The organism is Methylobacterium brachiatum, from assembly GCF_900113845.1.
Classification (GTDB): domain Bacteria; phylum Pseudomonadota; class Alphaproteobacteria; order Rhizobiales; family Beijerinckiaceae; genus Methylobacterium; species Methylobacterium brachiatum.
Window position 1 is genome coordinate 1 of record NZ_FOQW01000011.1, and the last position, 19,451, is coordinate 19,451.

The window sequence follows — 19,451 nt, forward strand, 5'->3', positions numbered from 1 at the left end:
CCATCTTCCGGCAGACCTCGTCCACCGTCGCACCGTTCTCCGCCTGCCGCAGGGCAAAGGCGATCTGCTCGTTCGTGAAGCGTTTGCGAGGCATGGCATCCACCCTCCTTCAGGGTTCAGGATGCCCGAAAAACTTGCGCTCGACGCGGACCAGTTTGCTGGGTCAGGGTCAATCGCGGCTGCATCCCGTTTTCGGTTCCGGCCGCGCCATCGCCGGCCTGGCTCGCCCCGCGAGCCCGAACCCCGCACCTCAAGGATCGCCTATGCGTCTCACACTCGCCCTCGGGGCCTCCGTCCTCTTGCTCGGTCTCTCGCAGCTGCCGGTCCAAGCCAGTTCCTGCGCCGAGCAGATCGGGACGATCGAACGCCGCCTCGACAGCGCCGGCGCCATCCACGTGGCCGGCCTTCAGGACGGCCACACGATCCGCAGCAGCAAGTCGCCGAAGGCCCTGGCGCAGGCGCCGGCCGGCGCGCCGAGCGACGCGCACATGATCTCGACGGCGCCCCACATCTCCGACGCGCGGCGGCTCATCGGCCGGGCGGTGGACGAGGATCGCGCCGGCCAGCAGCGCGCCTGCGAGCACACGATGACCGAAGCCAAGGGCATGATCGGCGCGCTGCCGTAGAACCGCGTCCCACAACACGCTGCGCGACGCGTCAGCCGTCGCGCTCCCCGCCCGGACGGCATCGCTTCGGATTGATCCGGTTGATCAGGAGCACGGCCTCACCTTTCAGGATCAGATCATGACGCGTCGTTCTCCCGCCCGCCCCTGGCTCGTCCCGACCCTGGTGGGTTCGGTCGCGGCCCTGGGCGCCTCGGCCCTCTACGCGCTGGCGGCGACCCGCAAGGCGGAGCGGCGCACCCCGCCGATCGGCCAGTTCATGACTATCGATGGGCTGCGCCTGCATTACATCGAGCGCGGTCACGGGGAACCGCTGGTCCTGATCCACGGCAACGGCACCCTGATCCAGGATTTCCTGGTGAGCGGCATCGTCGACGATCTCGCCAAGCGCCACCGCGTCATCATCTTCGACCGGCCCGGCTACGGCTACAGCGACCGGCCCCGGGGCCTCTGGACGCCCCGCGCCCACGCCACCCTGTTCGAGAAGGCGCTGGAGCGGCTCGACGTGTCGCGAGCCGTCGTGCTCGGCCATTCCTGGGGCACGCTGGTGGCGGTCGCCCTGGCACTGCAGGCCCCGCACCTGGTGCGCAGCCTCGTCCTGGCCTCGGGCTACTACTATCCCACACTGCGCGCCGACGTGATCCTCACCGCTCCGGTGGCGATCCCCGGAATTGGCGACCTGATGCGCTACACGGTGTCGCCGTTGGCCGGGCGCCTGATGCTGCCCGCCCTGATCAAGGGGATGTTCGCGCCGGCAGCCGTCTCGGAGCGCTTCGATCACGCCTTCCCGAAGGACATGATGCTGCGCCCGCTGCAGCTGCGTGCCTCGGCGGAGGATGCCGCCACGATGACGCCGGCGGCCGCGGAGCTTCAGCACCATTACCGGGACCTAAGGATCCCCGTCGTGATCATCACGGGCGGGGACGATCAGATCGCCGATGTCGGCCGGCAATCGCAGCGGCTCCATCGGGAACTGCCCGGCAGCACGTTCATGGTCGTCCCCGGCATGGGCCACATGATCCACCACCTCGCGCCCGATCAGGTGATCGCCGCCGTGGCGCGCGCGTCGGAGTCGGCCATTCGGGCGGTCGCCTGAGATCCGGGCCCCGACCGGTGCCGGAGCGCGTCGCGGCCCGGGCCTTGCGTTGCAGGCGCAAGCGCACGGCTCCCCGAGGCGGCAGCACCCGTTTGAGATACGCTGACGAAGGAACGAGCTTAGATACTATCGTGACGTCTCGGGTCCTCATCAGTGAGGAAACTGTCCGGTCTTGTTGCGGCGCTGCCAATTTCACGGCGTTACTTTCCAGCAGCATGGCAACCGCTCGCGTATTCCCGAGGCGGTCCTTCGATGGCTGCACGGCGTTCGGCGTTAACTAGCGCTTAAGCCGTTGTCGCATCCAGCGCGTGGCGTCCTCAAGCGTGTCGAACGTGGGGGCGCGCGCTCCCGCGAGACGGCCCAATCCAACCTCCAGGAACCAGCTCCCGCAGCGCGCATGCTCCGGTGCGTCGAGACGGACCAGAACCGCCACGAGCAGCCCGTTGGCGATCACCAGCATGCCGACCTGGTCCGGGCTCGCCGTGTCGACCGAGATGGGCTGGAGAACGACCAGGGTCTCGACGTTGTCCCGGCCTGCCACCTCTACCCTCCTAGAGCGCTGCTCAACCAAGGCACCTGCCGGCGGCCGCTCCAACGCGCGTTCCTGATATGGAGGTAATTGGGATTGAACCCGCAATACGTCTTGAGCTGCTCGACGTCCAAGACCGTGAGGACCCGGCTCTTCAGCGTGATGAGATCGAGCCGGCGCAACTCCTTGATCGTTCGGTTCACGTGAACGTCCGACAGGCCCATCGTATCGGCAATATCGGTCTGGGTGAACGGGAACAGATAGCTGTTGTCGTTGACGTGCCCCACCGCTTCCAGGCGCAGCAGCAACTCGCAGAACAGATGCGCGATGCGCTGGTCGGCCGGACGGCTGCCGAGGTTGACGAGCCACTCGCGCAGCACGGCCTCATCCACGAGAGCGCACCACATCAAAGCCCGCATCACCCGCGGGTGGCGCGCCGTGATCTCTTCGATGGCTTGCCGTGGGATCTCTACGACCTGACAGGCTGAGACCGTGCCGATATTGTGGTCCATCTGGTCAAGGATGAACACGTTGAGGTCGCAGAAATCCCCGGGCACGAAGTAGGCCATGATCTGGCGCTGGCCGTCCGCCAGGACCTTGTAGCGACAGGCATAGCCGCTGAGGATGAGATGGACGTTGCCGGGGACGTCGTTCTCTCGGATCAGGTCCGTTCGAGCCCCCACCTGCCGAACCCGCGAAGCGAACCCGCGCAACGCCTCCCGGTCGGCGTTCGTCAGTTCCTCGAAGCTCTCAAGCTTGCGGATCAGCGCATCTTGCATCGGACCACGGCAGCGAAGGGGGGCTGCGTCCTTACGTCCAACTTTCAATAAAAACCTTGTCATATGATGGATATTCGCGGTCTGCAGCAGGCAGGTGACTGGGGCTTTACAACTGTTCGCTATCGGACGGAGCGAAGCGCAGATGCACAGCATCCGCCGGACGAAGCTTCAGCATTTGAATGAAGGCGGATCGGCTCGTACGACGAGGTTCGATGGGTGAAGGCGTGGTGCGGCCCTCGACCAGAGCGCATCTGATCTGATCAGACCATACTTAACTTTAGGGCCGGAATGCAAAACATCTCTGATAATTTTGATATTTAAGATTTTGCCGCTGTTTGACATTGTTCTATCTGTCATTCGAACTTATGAATGACGTATGATAGTTTTCCGTTTTGTGCGTTGGCGTAAAAGAATATACTGTCGACGAATATCTGGGCGTTAACGGCAGAGAGATGCGAATGCTCCCGCCTGCGTGAAGACTGGACATACAATGCCGCATTTTTTCTTCGATACCGATGACGGGGATTTCCGCTTTCAGGATGAGGAAGGTTTCGAATTACCGAGCGTTGACGCGGCCCGTATCGAGGCACTTGATGCCCTTCCGGATATGGCACGCAACAAGATCCCAGACCGGGATCGTCATACCTTCGCAGTGCGTGTCCGGAACGAGGGCGGAGCGGTGGTTTACTCCGCCTCGCTCGACTTAAAGGGCGCGTGGCACATTCCGCGTGCGGGTACGTAGCGCCCTCTTGAGGGCTGGACGACGGCCTCATCCCGGCTAACCCCACGCCCCGGAATGCGATCAGATGGCGGCGTCGGGCGTAGCAGTGCCTCGTTCATGTGCCTGCGCCGGTCCTGGACCTCGTGCTGAGCAAGCTTGCGGCCCAGCCCCATCAGAGGCGCGGCGGCACAGACGGGGGCCGGGGATGACTTCGAACATGCTCGAGCCCCCATGAACCCGACTGGCGGGCCGCTCCCAAAGCTCGCGAGTGCCAGAGCAGCGGCCTCACGACCGACTTCGCTCCGTATTATGGGCGTGCCGCTTCGGATCGGTTACGGCGCCGGCTTCCTCTCCTATGCTCTCTGCAAGGTCCGGCAGGTCGAGCAACTCGGTATGTATTTGCCGATAAATTATCCTTCCTTCGAACATCACGATGATGGTGCCCGCAATAACGAGCAGCAAGCCGAGCAATGCGGATCCGGCACTTAAAAATTTCAGGGATTCAACCTCCGGGAATGATAAAGCGATGCCGCCGGATATCAAGGTAAAGATCAATAGAATTGCGGACACCAATCCACATCCTGTTGCCCTGCTCATCAGCTCGCAGCGACGCTTATAGTGCACGATCTGATCTATCATGTTGGATTTTCTGCTCCCAGATAGATCGGACGTTCTATATGTTTCGATTATGTCTCGGTAGCGTTCTACGGCGGCATCGTATCTGGTTTGAAGAAAGCCCACGAAAATCCAGGCCGCGAAAATGAGCGACGCTGCCGGCCCAATCACCTTCAGCACATTTGCGAGATCTAAGTTCATAGGGTTCAGCTGCTCCCATGCCTTGCGACGGCCTGAGGCCGCAGAAAGCGTGGGGCGCTCTCCAAACTATCTGAGTTCAATCGCGGACACGGAGTAATGGTCTATCAGCACCTTACGTGAATCTCCGTATCCGCTCGCTGCAGAACCTGGCCTATGGCGGCCGGTCTTGATCCCGGCGGTGAACTCGGCGCGCTGGCGAGCAGTAAAATCATTCGTCAAAACGAACAAAATCTAACATTCGATGGAGTTGCCGGGCCAGGAGAGTCCAAAATGAGTTCGACACATTCGGGTCGAGCGGCAGCCATGAATCACCAAGCGGAACTTTCCCCCACGTTCTGGACTGAGCTTGAGCGTACCGTGTCATCCAAGGTTGGTGACGCCCTTAACACAGATGAAATTCCCCACGAATTGCTGATCTCCTACCTGCGCGATTTAGAGGTCCTGGCGCGGACCGCCTGTGATCGCCGGCAGACCGTACAAATCATCGCGTCTGGCCGCAGTGTCCTCGGTGACCGAACGGCGGTCGGGCCGCAGGATTGTGCGTTCTCCTAGGCACACCTGTGAGCCGATTGGATTTCGGGGCAGCCTGCGGTGCCTAACCCAGATCGGAGACCAAAATGCTCTACGACGAGGTCGCTCGGCTGGCCGATGAGGCGTTTCGGTTGAACGCCAGGATCGCCCAGAATGCCATGCTGCTTACGGTGGCGATGAACTACGCCTGGACGGCAAGTCGGCGACAGGAAGTGCGAGGAATCGGAAGAGCAATACAGAACTCCGCGCAGCGCCCAGTGCGATCCAGCCGCCCTAAACGCCGCGGCGCGACGACAGAAGTCGCGGCGCGAGGCCTGCGCGCTCTTTAACGGAATGGAATACCGATCGTCGGGCGTCGTCGGACCTGCTCGAGACGTTCGGCTCATCGACGAGGTCGGCATCGGCCGCCTACCACTCCGGCAGTCAGATGCAGGACGCGGTCGACACGCTAAAGGCTGAAGTGTCGCTTGGCCGCTTTGGCCAGCCGGTGGGGCTCGCCCCGGTCTACGTCTTCCTGGCAAGCCAAGAGGTGCGCTACGTCACCGGCGAGGTCCACGGCGCGACGGGCGGCAACGGCTCCGCCTAGGTTTGCCGGGGTCGAGCGTTATCGGCACGGGCTGTTCGGTCAGGACCCGCTCTCGGCATGGTCGGTGGTGAACGGCGCCCTGCGGTCGGAGCGTGAGCCGCCCCGCAGGAACCGGCACCGATGAAGGAGCTTGGCTCACCGAGTCGGTACGGTCGCCGGCCGGGAGAAGCGCATGTCTACCGATACTGAGAAGCACCGCGCCCTGCTGGGCGCCCTCAAGGACGCCCAAGGCAAGGGCGATGGCGCCTTCGAGACGGCTGCCGTCGCAGCCTTCGAACACGTCTTCGAGCACTTGGGCCGCCTGAACGACCATGTCGCGCAGGGCGGCCCCGATGGTGAGGAGCGACGCCTGAAGGACGGGGAATCCGCGACTTTACGATAATCGCGGCCCCATCGGCGAGGCGTTGGCGCTCGGGAGCACCAACGCCTCTAGCCGCGATCAGGCGTTCTGCGTGGCCGCAGACCGTACGGGAAGGATCCAGTTCGGTCTGACGAAGTGGCAGGTGTACCCGTCTGGCCGCCGCTCCAGGTAATCCTGGTGCTCGGGCTCGGCCTCCCAGAACGGTCCGGCGGGCGCCACCTCGGTCACGACCTTCCCGGGCCACAGGCCGGACGCGTCGACGTCGGCGATGGTATCCTCCGCAACCCGACGCTGGTCGTCGTCGATGTAGTAGATCGCCGAACGGTAGCTCAGCCCGCGGTCGTTGCCTTGACGGTTCGGCGTCGTCGGGTCGTGGATCTGAAAGAAGAATTCCAGCATGCGCCGGAAGCTCGTCCTGGCCGGGTCGTAGACGATCTCGATCGCTTCAGCATGGGTGCCGTGGTTGCGGTAGGTGGCGTTCGGCACATCGCCACCGGTGTAGCCGACACGGGTCGACAGCACACCGTCCTGACGCCGGATCAGGTCCTGCATGCCCCAGAAACAGCCGCCCGCCAGCACCGCTCTCTCGCTCGCCATGTTGTCCTCCGTAGGCTCCGCCATGCTCCTAGATAGGGATTCTGTGGGCACTTGCCCCGCGACCCTGTACCCCGCCCCGGTGGAGCCCGCGTCCGGACCTCCTCTTCACCGGTCTGATGATACCCTTGTAGCCGGGCCTCCACCCTTGAATGGCTGATAGGCGTCCGCTGTGGGCCGTGAGGGGGATCAAAGACATCGTCCGCTTCCACGCATTGCCGCCCCGAAGCGGACCGGCGGACATCCACCCATCTGAGACGCTCACGTCGGCTCGACACGCTGGCAGAGGCTGGCCGGAAGCGGCCGGTCCGCTTCGGGCGCCAACCGCACGGGAGCGGACTCTTGAAGCGGTCCTGGCAGGGGCCTCAGGGTGCGCCCCATCAACCGGATCGCGGCTTGGAAAGACATCCGAAGGCGCGACGCGGCAGCGCCTCGCGAGTCGCCCGATCACAGGCCCTGATCGCGTTGCAACTGGACCCGGCCGCTCCCGGCGGGCTCGATGCGCCGCCTCGACGGAGAGCGTTCTACGCGCGTCGTCCCATCACGAGCGTGACCGGCTGTCCCGCACAGGTCTCGATGGCGGTAAATACACGGGAGCGGAGTTCATCCTCCATGTCAGCGCACGCCCATAGGTGGCCGCCGTTGCGGACCAGCCGCAGGGCTGCAAGCGCGGCGCCGACCGGATCCGGAGGCGGCGCGTAAAGTCCGACGACGAGGTATCCCTCCGGCTTGAGGGCAGCCGTCAGACGGTCGAGCGCCGTCCGAGCCGCGTCCTCTGAGAGGAAGGGTGCCGGGAGCCACGTCAGCGAGTAGCCGGCCGGATCATCGAACTGGGTCACATCCTGCAGGCGGAAGTCGATACGGCTGCCGAACGGGCCTGCTGCAACGTTCGCACGGGCCAGTTCGAGAGCCGGCTCCCAGATGTCCAGGCCCACGATATGCAGCGCGGGCCACTGCGCTGCGGCTTCGAGAGCGATGCCGCCCACACCCGTGCCGACATCCAGGAAGCGCCCGGTGAGTGCGGCTGCGAGCGCCGGGCGCTCGGCCCCCAAAACCGCCAAGTGCCGTACGACGACGCGTGAGGCTTGGCCTTGGGCCTGCAACATCGCAGGATCGCGGACCTGCCAGACTGCCGGTCGTTCCAGACCATCCAACAGATCCCGCGCCTCCTGCAGCGCGTGCGTGACGGATGCCAGGGACGCGGAGACCTGCGCCTGATCGAGCTCGCCGAGGCCCCCCGGCACCAGGGCCGCAACCACGTCGTGCAACCGGTGCGCGACCTCGGGAGGAACCTCCATCGCCTCCCGCCGCAGGCGTAACGCGGCGCCGATCGCGGCAAGGCCTCGCGCCGCATCGCCCATCTGCCGCAGCGTGCGTTCAATGGCTTGGAAAGTCATCGGCGACCGCCCGAGTGATGATCACCACGACGCGGCGTGGCGCCCGAAGGAGAGGAGCCCGACCCGGCAGCCTCGGAACCATGCCGGGCCGCGACCCGCAGGGTGATCACAGGCCGTGAGCCTGGGCGATCATCTGGGCCGCCCGCTCTCCGATGATGGCGCAGGGGGCCTGCGTGTTTCCCGCTGTCACACGCGGCATGATCGAAGCATCCGCGATGCGCAGAGCGTCGATCCCGTAGACGTTCAGCGATGCATCGACCACCGACAGGGCATCGCGGCCCATCTTGGCCGTGCAGCTCTGGTGCCAGTACGTCACGGCGGCATCACGGATGAAGTCTTCGAGCGCGCCTCCCTTGATGTCGCCCGGCATGGCCTCTCCGCGGACATGCGGCCGAAACGCCTGTGCGTTGCCCAACGCGCGGCACAGATCCACGCAGGCGACGGCCGTCGCCATATCCGCGGGATCGGACATCATGTTGGCCTCGATCGCCAACGGCACCGAGGGATCGGCACTCGTCAGCCGAAGCCGGCCGCGGCTCGCCGGGCGCGCCAGACCGGCGAACATCGTCCAGCCCTGCGCCGGCACACCGCGCGCCGCGGTCCGATCGCTCGGCACGGGAAATTCGACCTGGCAGAAGAGCACATCCGGCGCATCGAGCCCGGGGCGGCTCGTCCAGTACAGGGTCGCCTCGCTGCCGCTGTTCCGGGGGGCGATGGGTTCGGCATAATCCCAGATGCATCCGAACGAGACGTGGTCCTGAAAATTCTGCCCGACGCCCGGCAGGTGCTGCACCACCGGGATGCCGAAGCGCGTCAGCTCCGCATGGTCCCCGATGCCGGAATGCATCAGAACCTTGGGCGTCTGGATGGCCCCCAGCGACAGCACCACCTCGGCCCGGGCTCTGATCTCCAGGATCTGCCCGGCGCGAATTACTTCGACGCCGACCGCGCGCTGCTGCTCGATCAGGACGCGCCGCACGGTCGCGTCGGTGAGGACCGTCAGGTTGGGGCGGTCGAGCCAAGGGCGGACATAGGCCCGGTAGAGCGATTGGCGCCGGCCGTCGCGAACCAGCATGTCCGAGATCGACGCGCCGCCCGGCCCCTCCATCATCACGCCATTCGGATGCGCGAATGTCGGGATGCCGATCTCGCGGGCCGCATCGAGCATCGCGTGTGCGATGGGGCTGGGATCCGAAGCAGGCTGGACCCAGACCGGTCCGGAAACGCCGCGATACCGGGGATCCGGCGAACCCTGCCAGTTCTCGATTCGACGATAGATCTGGAGGACGTTGTCGTAGCTCCACCCGGCATCGCCAGCCTCCGCAGCGAAGTAATCCCAGTCGCTGCGGTGCCCGCGCGCCCAGACCATCACGTTGATGCTGGAGCCGCCCCCGAGACCTTTGCCCATCGCCATCGACAGGGCACGGCCGTTCAGGTGGGGGTTCGGCTGCGCCTGAAATCCCCAATCCCGCTCGCTGCCCAGATTGGCCGGCCATTGGGCAGGGTCGAGCACCGTCTCGGCATCGTCGCTGCCCCCGGCTTCGATCAGCAGCACGCGCAGATCGGCATTCTCCGCGAGGCGCCGCGCCACGACCGAGCCTGAGGATCCGGCGCCGCAAATGATGACGTCGTATTGCGACCGCAGCTCCGCGACCAAGCGGTGCTGGTTCTCCTGCGCGCGCCGCGATGAATCGCGATCTTCGAGACGAGACTGGCTCACGATATATGGAGTCCTTCTACTGCCGCGCGGCCGTTGCTGAGGAACAGCACGGCTTCTCCCGGCATCACTGCGGAGCCCGCGACGAAGCTCATGAGCCGCGGGACTTCAGGTGGATGTTCCATGACTTCGGCTTGCGTGACTGTGATCGTCGTCACACAGGAAGTATTGGCTGACGTTGACGAGGGCCTGTTCGCAGACGCCCCCGAATGCGTTACGGACCCGACCTATCTGGCTGCGCCCCTCACGCGCGCGATCCCGGTGCTCTTCATCGATCTCACCGGCTTCACCGGTCCGACGCGTGAGCGCCTCGGCCCGGTCCCCACCCGCGCCCGCTTCAAAACATTCCACGATCCCGTGGATGAGACTGCCTCGCCGTCAGCGCCGATCTCCTGACGGCTGCCGGTATCGCTGAGCCCGGCGGGCTCTTCGACGCGCGGCGGACGGTGGCCATCCGCGGACGGTTCCAACCCATCGAGCTTTGGTTGAAGCGTGAACCTGCGCCGCTGCCGTAGATCCCGCGCCACGCCGGGCGTCCGGCTCTCTGTGACCGGGATCACAGCGACCGGCCATCGTCGGGCGCAGAGTGCTGTCACCCCAACAGGGAGAAGCACGATGAAGACGATTTCGACGACGACGATGATGGTCGCGGGGCTCGCGCTCGCGACACTGGCCGGCGGTGCTGCCAGCGCCGACGCCCGCGGGTTCGGTCACGGCGGCTTCGGCCATCAGGGCGGTTTTGGCCATCGCGGATTCGGGTACGGCGGATTTGGCCACCATCGATACTTCCACCACCGTGGATTCCGTCGGCGCTTCGGCGGGTTCAACTGGGATTATCCCGCAGGCCGCTACTTCCTCAGCTCGGATTTCGGGGATTGCCGCTTCGTCTACAACCCTTTGTTCTTCGGACACGAGCGCGTCTGCAGCTGACGGAGCTTCCGTCTCGGCTCTTTGAGCCCTCGGCCAGAGATCGGCCGCCGCTGCACACGCAGCGGCGGCCGGTTGGCCCACCTCGGCACACCACCGCTTGCTGTGACGACGGACTGCGTGACGGCACCCCCGCCCCATTCGTCCCGAAGACGCCGCGCGAATATCGAAACTGGAGCCGCAACCGCGTTAGAGGTGTCGCTCGCTCCTGCGCGGAGCGGTCGCGAGTGTGTCGCCGCCGTCGCGCGTTCGCTTGTAGGCGTGCACGTGACCGTGGTGATGGTGGTTCCACCAAGGATGATGTCAGTGCCGGGATCCGGGCGCGTCACGCGGCCGGAGTCTGCGCCGGGGAGCAGGGCGATGGCGGCGACGCGGAAACCGGCGGATGCAGCTCGGCGGGACGAACCCGCCAAGCACCTCACGCCTCCTGATTTCTACGGGAGCCTGCCGCGGTTCACCGCCTTCTCCAGCCTCATGGATCCAGCCCTCTATCGGCCGCTGCCCACGACGTGGTGGCTTGGTGTGGCCGATGTCGTCGGCTCCCAGCAGCAGATCGGGCTGGGCCGCTACAAGGCGGTCAATGCGGCCGGCGCAGCCATCATCGCGGCCGTCTCCAATGCTCTCGGCCGGCGCGAGTTTCCCTTCGTCTTCGGCGGCGATGGGGCAAGCTTCGCCATTGGCCCGGAAGACGTTGATATTGCTCGAGAAGCGCTGGCGGCAACGGCCGTCTGGGTCCGTGAGGCGCTGCAGCTCGAGCTGCGCACCGCTCTCCTGCCCGTCTCAGCCGTGCGCGATCGCGGGCTCGACGTGCGCGTGGCCCGCTACGCGCCCAGTGCTCACGTTTCCTATGCGATGTTCAGCGGAGGCGGTCTGCCCTGGGCAGAGGCCGCCATGAAGGCCGGCGACTATGCCGTCGTACCGGCCGAGCCCGGCAGCCAGCCTGACCTGACCGGCCTCTCCTGCCGCTGGCAGGAGATCCGTCCCCGCCACGCATTGATGCTCTCGCTCATGCTCGTGCCGCAGCACAGCGGCGATGCGCCGGCCTTCCGGCAACTCGTGCAAGAGCTCCTGTACAGCCTGGAGATCAGTGCCGAGGTCGCACGTCCGATGCAGGACGACGGACCGCAGATGCACGGACCGTGGATGGGGCTGGATCTCGAGCTGCGCGCCATGCCGGGCTCCCGTAAGAGCCGCCTCCGGCGCAAGCTCCGGCTCGTGGCACGATCGATTCCGGAATACCTGCTCTATCGCACAGGCTTGCGGCTAGGCGCGTTCGATCCCGCCGCGTTTCGGCACGAGATCGTCGGGAATACGGACTTCCGCAAATACGACGATGCGCTGCGGATGACCCTGGACTGCACCGAGGCCTTCGCGGATCGGCTGGAGGCGCAGCTCGCCGCTGCAGAGGCACAGGGGATCTGCCATTTCGGCCTGGAACGGCAATCGGCTGCGCAGTTGACCTGCATCAGCCCTCCGGTCCCGAGCAGCGGGCACATGCACTTCATCGATGGCGCTGGCGGAGGCTACGCCGCGGCCGCCGCACGGCTGAAAGGTCGGGCGGCACGTGTCGAGGCCGTGGTGCCGACCAGCCCGTGAGGGGGGCTGTGAAGCGTGGCTGCTGCCGGATGTAGCAAAGGGGGGACGGCCGACCGCGAGCGGTGTTCAAGATCCCTGTGCCGCACCGCATCGGCGAGCGTTTGGTCGATGGCGGGACCTTCGCGGTCGGCGCCAGCCTGATCCGTGCCGATACCTGCGAGCGGCGACCGGTCGAAGGCGCGAACAGTCTCGCCGTGCAGGAGCTTTCCCGGCCCGGGATCTTTGCTGATGCGATGTCCGGTTCGGAGCTGTCTCGAAACGGGCTGAATGACCGGGATGGGCGGAAAGCTGAATGTCGGGTTTGGAGTGATCCGCTGCGGTTCGGGCAGGTCGCTGCCAGAATTATCTGACAGGATACCTTCGAAAGTCATCTTGCAACCTCAATCATATAGGTGCTCGCAGTTTCATTCCCCTTGGCGCGCCATCACTCAGAGTCCGTCCGAGAAGTCAGGGTGATCGGGCGAGGCGTCTAACGAGGATCATGATGGCTGCGGCGTAGAGGAAGGCTCTGGCGGAGGCGAGGGTCGCTTCGGGGGCCTTCCAGAGGCGCCGGTTGCTACTGATCCAGGCGAAGAACCGCTCAACGACCCACCGGCGCGGATGCACAGCGAAGCCGACCTGATCCGGCGGCTTGCGTACGATATCGACGGCGATGATCGTGGCGGTCGCGGGCTTGTCGCCGGCATAGCCTGCGTCGGCGAAGGCCTTGACGATGAACGGGAAGCTCCGGCGCGACAGGCGCAGGACCGGCACGGCTCCGTCCCGGTCCTGCACGTCGGCCGGCTGCGGATCGCGGACGAGCGCACGCCCGTCCGTATCGACCGGCGCTTGGCGCTTGCGGCCTTTGACCTTCTTACCGGCGTCGTAGCCGCGCGGCCCGCCGCTCTCCGTGGTTTTGACGGTCTGGCTGTCGAGCACTGCGGCGGACGGCGAGGCTTCGCGTCCGACACGCTCGCGATCGGCCAGGACGAGGTGGTGATTGATCCGGCCGAACAGCCCTGCGTCGCGCCAGCGGCTCAAGGAGCCGAACGTGGTCGATCGCGGCGGCAGATCCTTGGGGATCAGCCGCCCTGCGATGCCGCCGCGCAGAACTGAGACGATCGCGTTCAAGATCTCCCGCGGCGTCCAGACCGGAGGCCGCCCGCGCGGCTCGGGCCTCGGCATCAGCGGCTCGATCACCGCCCACTCGACATCGGTCAGGTCGGTTTCATAGCGAAGGCCTGCGCGGCTCTGCTGCCGCCGGGTGGTCGGGGTCCACATGGCGCTTCCAGGTTCGGCTTCAGCAACCCGCCTGGAATCATCGCCATCCCGGCCACTCAACCCCGCCTCGGATCATTATCGGACGGGCTCTAAGATCGGCCAAAAATCCACAGTCCCACCCCTGCGATTTGTCCCGGCGCCAGGTTTCTGGATAAAATCTACCATTCTCCTGAGGTGCCCATGTCCGCTTCGGCTGCTCCGCCGCCCGCCCCCGATCGCCTGCGTCACAAGACGGTCTCGGCGGCCGTCACCGAATCGCTTCGTCAGCGCATCCTGAACGGCGAGTTCGCGCCCGGAATCCAGCTGCGCCAGGATGCGCTCGCGGAGGAGTTCGGCATCAGCCGCATCCCGGTCCGGGAGGCGCTGCTGCAGCTGGAGGCGCAGGGCCTGGTCAAGATCGTCCCGCATCGCGGGGCCGTGGTCACCGGCCTGTCCGTGGAGGAGGTCGAAGACATCTTCCGCCTGCGCGAGCAGCTCGAGCCGCCGCTGCTGGCGCTCTCCGCCCGCCGATTCGCGGCGGCGGATTACCGGCGGCTGCGCAGCCTGACCGATGAGTACGGCGCAGCGCTCGAGGCCGGCCAGGTCGAGCGATGGGGCGAGCTGAACCGGAGCTTCCACCTGGATCTCCTGCGCTACGCCGACCGCCCCCGCTCCTTGAGCATCGTCTCTAGCCTGCTCCAGGATTGCGATCGCCCGACCCGGCTGCAGCTCTCGGCCTCGGGGGATACCGCGCGCGCCGACCACGAGCACACGCAGATCGTGGCACTCTGCGAGGTCGGCCAGGTCGATGCTGCCGCCGATCTGCTGCGGGCGCATATCGCGCACGCCGCCGTCTCGCTCGTGGCGATCTATCGGCAGGCCCATGCCGGGTGAGCGACCCCCTTCAGACGCCTCGAAACGAGGGCCTTGACGCGTCCGCAGATTTTATACAATCTACAAATATGAACCGGTGAGGGCGCCGTGGCCGAGCACGCATTGGTGACAGAGGGGCTGACCAAGGCGTTCGGAGGCTTCACGGCCGTGCGCAACGTCGACTTCGCAGTCCGGCGCCATGCAATTCACGCACTCATCGGCCCGAACGGCGCCGGCAAGACCACGTTCTTCAACCTGCTGACGAAGGTCCACACGCCGACCGGCGGGCGCATCCTCTACGAAGGCGCCGACATCACCCACGACAGCGCGGCGGCGATCGCCCGGCGGGGGATCGTGCGCTCGTTCCAGATCTCGGCGACCTTCCCGCACATGAGCGTGCGCGACAACGTCCGGGTCGCGCTGCAGCGGCGCCTCGGGACGCAATACGCGTTCTGGCGCTCGATCCGGTCGCTGTCGGTGCTGGACGACGAGGCCATGGCGCTCCTGTCCGATGTGGGGCTCGCCGACTACGCCGAGGCGAATGCCGCCGACCTGTCCTATGGGCGCAAGCGCACCCTGGAGATCGCCACGACGCTGGCGCTGGATCCGCCCCTGCTGCTCCTCGACGAGCCGACCCAGGGCATGGCCATCGACGATGTCGACCGGATCAAGCGCCTGATCCGGCGGATCGCCGTGGGCCGCACCATCCTGATGGTCGAGCACAACATGTCGGTGGTGGCCGACCTCTGCGACGCGATCACCGTGCTCCAGCGCGGCGAGATCCTGGCGCAGGGCCGCTACGACGAGGTCTCCGCCGATCCCGGGGTGAAGGCGGCCTATCTCGGGGGCGGGCATGCCTGAGATGGACGTGCCCGGATCCGCCGCCGCCCTGGAGATAAGCGGGCTCGAAGCCTGGTACGGCGAGAGCCACGTCCTGCACGGGATCGACCTCACCGTGCGCGAGGGCGAGTGCGTGACCCTGCTCGGGCGCAACGGCGCCGGGCGCAGCACCACCCTCAAGGCGATCCTCGGCCTGACCGACCGCCGCGCCGGCTCGGTGCGGGTCCGCGGGCAGGAGACGATCCGGCTCAGCACGCACCGGATCGCCCGGCTCGGCCTCGGCTACTGCCCGGAGGAGCGCGGCATCTACCGCTCGCTCACGACGCAGGAGAACCTCACCCTCCTGCCCCGCCTCGGGCCCGACGGGATGTCGGTGGCCGAGGTGCTGGCGATGTTCCCGAACCTCGCCGAGCGGGCCGAGAGCGGCGGCGGCCGGCTCTCGGGGGGCGAGCAGCAGATGCTGGCGCTCGGCCGCATCCTGACCACGGGGGCCCGCATCCTGCTGCTCGACGAGATCACCGAGGGGCTGGCCCCGGTCATCGTCGAGGCGCTCGGGCGGGCGGTGGCCCTGCTCAAGAGCCGCGGCTTCACCATCGTGCTGGTGGAGCAGAACTTCCACTTCGCCCGCCACCTCGCCGACCGCCATTACGTGATCGAGAACGGCCGCGTCGCGGCCGAGATCCCGGCGGGCGAGGTGGCGGCCAGGGAGGCCGAGGTCGGGCGCCTGCTCGGCGTCTAGAGCGTCGTCCCGAAAGGTGGCTGCCGGCTTTCGGAACAAGACGATGCACAGTCAAACCCCCGGCGGGGAAGAATTGGCGGGACGAACAGGAGGCGGGAACATGCGGTCACGGTTCATCGGTTGCGTGCTCGGCGCGTCGCTCGCGTCGGCCGCCCTGCCTTCGCTTGCCGCCGAGGCGGTCAGCGACGGCGTCGTCAAGATCGGCATCCTCAACGACCTGTCGGGGATCTATTCCGACTTCACCGGGCGCGGCTCGGCCGTGGCGGCGCAGATCGCCATCGACGAGATGGGCGGCAAGGTGCTGAGCGCCCCGGTCGAGCTCATCGCGGCCGACCACCAGAACAAGCCCGACATCGCCGCCAACCTCGCCCGGGAATGGTTCGACCAGGGCAAGGTCGACATGATCGCCGACTTCCCGACCTCCTCGACGGCGCTCGCCGTGATGGAGATCGCCAAGCAGAAGAACCGGGTGACGATGCTCTCGGCCGGGGTCGCCATGGCGGCGATCAACGAGAAGTGCTCGCCGCTCAACGCGCAGTGGATGGTCAACACCTACGCGCTCGCGGCCGGCACCGCCAAGGCGCTGCTGAAGACCGGCCGCAAGACCTGGTACTTCGTGACCGCCGACTACACCTTCGGCCATTCCCTCGAGAAGGACGCCTCCGCGGTGGTGGAGGCCGAGGGCGGCAAGGTTCTGGGCGTCTCGCGCCACCCCTTCCCGGGCGGCGACTTCTCCTCCTTCATGCTGAAGGCCCAGGGGAGCGGCGCGCAGGTGATCGCGCTCGCCAATGCCGGCAGCGACACGGTCAACGCCGTCAAGCAGGCCGCCGAGTACGGCATCGGGCGCAGCGACAAGCAGGTGATCGCCCCGCTGCTGACCTACATCACCGACGTGAAGAGCCTCGGGCTGGCCAAGGCCCAGGACATGTACCTCACGGAAGCCTTCTACTGGGATTACGACGACCGCTCGCGCGCCTTCGCGGAGAAGTACTTCGCCAAGATGAAGCGCATGCCGAGCGCGTCCCAGGCGGCGGTCTACTCGGCGGTGCTGAGCTACCTCAAGGCGATCCAGGCGGCGGGCACCGACGAGGCCGGCGCCGTGATGGCCAAGCTGCGCACCATGACCATCGACGACGCGGTGATCCGCAACGGCAGGCTGCGCGCCGACGGCGCCCTCGTCCACGACATGCTGCTCCTGCAGGTGAAGAAGCCGTCGGAATCCAAGCGCGACTGGGACTTCTACAACGTCCGGGCGGTCCTGAGCGGCGACGAGGTGTTCCCGAAGCCGTCCGATGCCTGCCCGCTCAACGCCAAGGGGTGAAACGCTGTCGCGCAAGGGCGCGCACCGGCCTTCGGGATGGTGCGTCCCCTACCCGGTGTGGCCGCGGACTCCAGAGGTTTGCGCCGTCGAAGGCGCGGGCCCCCTCTCCCGCTCGGGAGAGGGGGCACGTCGAGCCCTGCAAGAGCGACGGTGCCTCGACCCTGTGGAGCCGTAGCCCTTGTGGCGCAGCCCCGAAAAGACCGTTCGACCCCTCCAACCCGCCGGTGACCCCGCGATGGACATCACCCTCCAGGCCTTCCTGGCCCAGCTCACCATCGGCCTGATCGGCGGCTGCTTCTACGCCCTGCTGAGCATGGGGCTCGCGATCATCTTCGGGCTGCTCAACATCATCAACTTCACCCACGGGGCGCAGTTCATGATGGCCGCCTTCCTGGCCTGGATCGGGCTGACCCAGATCGGGCCCTGGCTCGGCTATCCCGACTTCCAGATCAATTTCTGGGTTGCGCTGGTGCTGGCGCCGCTCTGCGTCGCCCTGTTCGGCATGGTCATCGAGCGCACGCTGCTGCGCCGGCTCTACCATCTCGACCACCTCTACGGCCTGCTCCTGACCTTCGGGGTGGCTCTGGTGATGGAGGGGGCGTTCCGCTACGCGTTCGGCGTCTCCGGCCAGGGCTACGAGCCGCCGGAGATCCTGCAGGGGCCGGTCGATGTCGGCTTCATGCTGCTGCCGAAATACCGCGTCTTCGTGGTCGTGGCCTCGCTGCTGATCTGCTTCGGCACCTGGTACCTGTTCGAGCGGACCAAGCTCGGCGCCTATCTGCGCGCCGGCACCGAGAACCCGCGCCTGCTCCAGGCCTTCGGCATCAACGTGCCGGTGATGATCACCCTCACCTACGGGTTCGGCGTGGCGCTCGCCGGCATCGCCGGGGTGCTGGCCGCCCCGATCATGCAGGTGACGCCGCTCATGGGCGGCAACCTGCTCAACATCGTCTTCGCCGTGGTGGTGATCGGCGGGCTCGGCTCGATCCTCGGCGCGATGATGACCGGCCTCGCCCTCGGGCTGATCGAGGGGCTGACCAAGGTGGTCTACCCCGAGGCCTCCACCGTGGTGGTGTTCGTCATCATGGCGCTGGCCCTGCTGGTGCGCCCGGCCGGCCTGTTCGGCCGCGAAGCCTGAGGGGAGCCGATGTCGAACACCGTCAAGATCTTTCTCGTCCTGGTCGGGCTCGCCCTGGTCGTGCCGTTCGTGCCGGGGCTGATCTACCCGGTCTTCGTGATGAAGGTGATGTGCTACGGGCTGTTCGCCTGCGCCTTCAACCTGCTCCTGGGATTTACCGGGCTCGTCTCCTTCGCGCATGCCGCCTTCCTGGGCAGCGCCGGCTACGTCACCGGCGCCCTGATGATCCGGTTCGGCAACCACCCGCTGGGGATGCCGGCGGCCTTCGTGGCGGGCGTCGCCGCGGCGGCGCTCGTCGGCTTCGCCATCGGCGGCCTCGCGATCCGGCGGCGGGGCATCTACTTCGCGATGATCACCCTGGCGCTCTCGCAGATCGTCTACTTCCTGGCGGTGCAGTTCCGCTGGACCGGCGGCGAGGACGGGCTCCAGGGCATCCCGCGCGGCAGCCTGTTCGGGCTCGACCTCTCCTCCGACACGGCGATGTACTACGTGACGCTGGCGCTGTTCGCGGCGGGGTTCCTGTTCGTCGACCGCGTCGTCCACTCGCCCTTCGGCCAGATCCTGCAGGCGGTGCGGGACAACGAGGCCCGGGCGACCTCGCTCGGCTACGACACCGACCGGTTCAAGCTTCTGGCCTTCGTGATCTCGGCGGCGGTGGCCGGCTATGCCGGGGCGATGAAGGCTTTGGTGTTCCAGCTCGTCTCCCTCAACGACGTCTCGCTCCACACCTCGACCGAGGTGGTGCTGATGACCCTGCTCGGGGGTGTCGGCACGATCTTCGGGCCGCTGCTCGGGGCCGGGCTGGTGGTCGGGCTGCAGAACTACCTCGCGACCATCGGCGACCTCGTCACCGTGGTGATCGGCCTGATCTTCATCGTCTGCGTCTCGTTCTTCCGGCGCGGCGTCGTCGGCGAGTTCCTGCACCTGCGCCGGCGCCGGGCCGAGCGGGGCAAGAGGCGCCCGGTCCTGACCGCCACCCGCGAGCGCGCGCCGGCCGCCGAGGCGGCCTGAGCCACGCCCCCTGCCCC

General features: G+C 66.5%; 25 protein-coding genes. 17 read left to right on the plus strand and 8 right to left on the minus strand.

Annotated features, from left to right (window positions below; genetic code table 11):
• Positions 1–94 (minus strand): transposase (locus BMZ47_RS15445; RefSeq protein ID WP_091863312.1); only part of this gene is annotated, 94 nt, incomplete at its 3' end.
• Between the two features lie 169 nt (positions 95–263).
• On the opposite strand from BMZ47_RS15445, the gene BMZ47_RS15450 reads away from it, so the two are divergent.
• Together BMZ47_RS15450 and BMZ47_RS15455 are read left to right on the plus strand one after the other, a co-directional pair.
• Complete coding sequence (locus BMZ47_RS15450) at positions 264–626, plus strand: hypothetical protein (RefSeq protein WP_091863313.1); 363 nt, start codon at positions 264–266, stop codon at positions 624–626.
• A gap of 118 nt (positions 627–744) precedes the next feature.
• Positions 745–1,719: an alpha/beta fold hydrolase gene (locus tag BMZ47_RS15455; protein WP_091863314.1), complete on the plus strand. Its 975-nt coding sequence runs from the start codon at positions 745–747 to the stop codon at positions 1,717–1,719.
• A 277-nt stretch (positions 1,720–1,996) separates the two neighbouring features.
• On the opposite strand, the gene BMZ47_RS15460 is transcribed toward BMZ47_RS15455, so the two are convergent.
• Both BMZ47_RS15460 and BMZ47_RS15465 read right to left on the minus strand, forming a co-directional pair.
• Positions 1,997–2,260 (minus strand): hypothetical protein, encoded by a 264-nt coding sequence (locus BMZ47_RS15460; protein ID WP_091863315.1) that lies wholly within the window; start codon positions 2,258–2,260, stop codon positions 1,997–1,999.
• A 2-nt stretch (positions 2,261–2,262) separates the two neighbouring features.
• Positions 2,263–3,027, minus strand: a complete 765-nt coding sequence (locus BMZ47_RS15465) for a Crp/Fnr family transcriptional regulator (RefSeq protein ID WP_091863316.1) — start codon at positions 3,025–3,027, stop codon at positions 2,263–2,265.
• A 490-nt stretch (positions 3,028–3,517) separates the two neighbouring features.
• On the opposite strand from BMZ47_RS15465, the gene BMZ47_RS15470 reads away from it, so the two are divergent.
• Positions 3,518–3,769, plus strand: a complete 252-nt coding sequence (locus tag BMZ47_RS15470) for a DUF6894 family protein (RefSeq protein WP_091863317.1) — start codon at positions 3,518–3,520, stop codon at positions 3,767–3,769.
• Between the two features lie 264 nt (positions 3,770–4,033).
• On the opposite strand, the gene BMZ47_RS28025 is transcribed toward BMZ47_RS15470, so the two are convergent.
• Complete coding sequence (locus BMZ47_RS28025; protein WP_139220998.1) at positions 4,034–4,564, minus strand: DUF2721 domain-containing protein; 531 nt, start codon at positions 4,562–4,564, stop codon at positions 4,034–4,036.
• Positions 4,565–4,717: 153 nt separating this feature from the next.
• Between BMZ47_RS28025 and BMZ47_RS28030 the strand changes: the two genes are divergently transcribed.
• From BMZ47_RS28030 to BMZ47_RS15480, 4 genes are all read left to right on the plus strand, one after another.
• A complete protein-coding gene (locus BMZ47_RS28030) occupies positions 4,718–5,116 on the plus strand; it encodes a hypothetical protein (RefSeq protein ID WP_139220999.1) in 399 nt (132 codons plus the stop codon).
• Positions 5,117–5,181: 65 nt separating this feature from the next.
• Entirely contained in the window at positions 5,182–5,424 is a 243-nt protein-coding gene (locus BMZ47_RS28035; protein WP_139221000.1) for a hypothetical protein, read from the plus strand.
• A 98-nt stretch (positions 5,425–5,522) separates the two neighbouring features.
• Positions 5,523–5,681 (plus strand): hypothetical protein, encoded by a 159-nt coding sequence (locus BMZ47_RS28615; protein ID WP_165486525.1) that lies wholly within the window; start codon positions 5,523–5,525, stop codon positions 5,679–5,681.
• Positions 5,682–5,853: 172 nt separating this feature from the next.
• Entirely contained in the window at positions 5,854–6,063 is a 210-nt protein-coding gene (locus BMZ47_RS15480; protein ID WP_007557779.1) for a hypothetical protein, read from the plus strand.
• 57 nt (positions 6,064–6,120) lie between these two features.
• Here BMZ47_RS15480 and msrA read toward each other — a convergent pair whose 3' ends face one another.
• From msrA to BMZ47_RS15495, 3 genes are all read right to left on the minus strand, one after another.
• Entirely contained in the window at positions 6,121–6,639 is a 519-nt protein-coding gene (msrA, locus tag BMZ47_RS15485) for a peptide-methionine (S)-S-oxide reductase MsrA (RefSeq protein WP_007557781.1), read from the minus strand.
• A gap of 521 nt (positions 6,640–7,160) precedes the next feature.
• Complete coding sequence (locus BMZ47_RS15490) at positions 7,161–8,033, minus strand: SAM-dependent methyltransferase (RefSeq protein ID WP_091863319.1); 873 nt, start codon at positions 8,031–8,033, stop codon at positions 7,161–7,163.
• Positions 8,034–8,139: 106 nt separating this feature from the next.
• Positions 8,140–9,753: a GMC family oxidoreductase gene (locus BMZ47_RS15495; protein WP_091863320.1), complete on the minus strand. Its 1,614-nt coding sequence runs from the start codon at positions 9,751–9,753 to the stop codon at positions 8,140–8,142.
• A 135-nt stretch (positions 9,754–9,888) separates the two neighbouring features.
• On the opposite strand from BMZ47_RS15495, the gene BMZ47_RS15500 reads away from it, so the two are divergent.
• From BMZ47_RS15500 to BMZ47_RS28040, 4 genes are all read left to right on the plus strand, one after another.
• A complete protein-coding gene (locus BMZ47_RS15500) occupies positions 9,889–10,146 on the plus strand; it encodes a hypothetical protein (protein ID WP_139221001.1) in 258 nt (85 codons plus the stop codon).
• A 219-nt stretch (positions 10,147–10,365) separates the two neighbouring features.
• Positions 10,366–10,680, plus strand: coding sequence for a hypothetical protein (locus BMZ47_RS15505; RefSeq protein ID WP_091863322.1), 315 nt, complete (start codon positions 10,366–10,368; stop codon positions 10,678–10,680).
• Positions 10,681–11,037: 357 nt separating this feature from the next.
• A complete protein-coding gene (locus BMZ47_RS15510) occupies positions 11,038–12,273 on the plus strand; it encodes a DUF3095 family protein (protein WP_208601060.1) in 1,236 nt (411 codons plus the stop codon).
• Between the two features lie 62 nt (positions 12,274–12,335).
• The gene (locus BMZ47_RS28040) at positions 12,336–12,623 is read left to right on the plus strand and encodes a hypothetical protein (RefSeq protein WP_139221002.1); all 288 of its coding nucleotides are present in this window, start codon (positions 12,336–12,338) and stop codon (positions 12,621–12,623) included.
• 97 nt (positions 12,624–12,720) lie between these two features.
• Here BMZ47_RS28040 and BMZ47_RS15515 read toward each other — a convergent pair whose 3' ends face one another.
• Positions 12,721–13,533: an IS5 family transposase gene (locus BMZ47_RS15515; protein WP_091863323.1), complete on the minus strand. Its 813-nt coding sequence runs from the start codon at positions 13,531–13,533 to the stop codon at positions 12,721–12,723.
• A 180-nt stretch (positions 13,534–13,713) separates the two neighbouring features.
• On the opposite strand from BMZ47_RS15515, the gene BMZ47_RS15520 reads away from it, so the two are divergent.
• The 6 genes from BMZ47_RS15520 to BMZ47_RS15545 all read left to right on the plus strand — a co-directional run bounded on the left by BMZ47_RS15520 (position 13,714) and on the right by BMZ47_RS15545 (position 19,434).
• Positions 13,714–14,406 (plus strand): GntR family transcriptional regulator, encoded by a 693-nt coding sequence (locus tag BMZ47_RS15520; protein ID WP_091863324.1) that lies wholly within the window; start codon positions 13,714–13,716, stop codon positions 14,404–14,406.
• An 87-nt stretch (positions 14,407–14,493) separates the two neighbouring features.
• Entirely contained in the window at positions 14,494–15,246 is a 753-nt protein-coding gene (locus BMZ47_RS15525; RefSeq protein WP_007565917.1) for an ABC transporter ATP-binding protein, read from the plus strand.
• Positions 15,239–15,964 carry an ABC transporter ATP-binding protein gene (locus tag BMZ47_RS15530; protein WP_091863325.1) on the plus strand — a complete coding sequence of 242 codons (726 nt, stop codon included), beginning with the start codon at positions 15,239–15,241 and terminating at the stop codon, positions 15,962–15,964. Before BMZ47_RS15525 ends, BMZ47_RS15530 begins: the two co-directional genes overlap by 8 nt.
• 100 nt (positions 15,965–16,064) lie before the next feature.
• Positions 16,065–17,285, plus strand: a complete 1,221-nt coding sequence (locus tag BMZ47_RS15535; RefSeq protein WP_091863326.1) for an ABC transporter substrate-binding protein — start codon at positions 16,065–16,067, stop codon at positions 17,283–17,285.
• Between the two features lie 235 nt (positions 17,286–17,520).
• Positions 17,521–18,423, plus strand: coding sequence for a branched-chain amino acid ABC transporter permease (locus tag BMZ47_RS15540; protein WP_007558590.1), 903 nt, complete (start codon positions 17,521–17,523; stop codon positions 18,421–18,423).
• A 9-nt stretch (positions 18,424–18,432) separates the two neighbouring features.
• Positions 18,433–19,434, plus strand: coding sequence for a branched-chain amino acid ABC transporter permease (locus BMZ47_RS15545; RefSeq protein ID WP_091863327.1), 1,002 nt, complete (start codon positions 18,433–18,435; stop codon positions 19,432–19,434).
• The last annotated feature ends 17 nt before the right edge of the window (positions 19,435–19,451 follow it).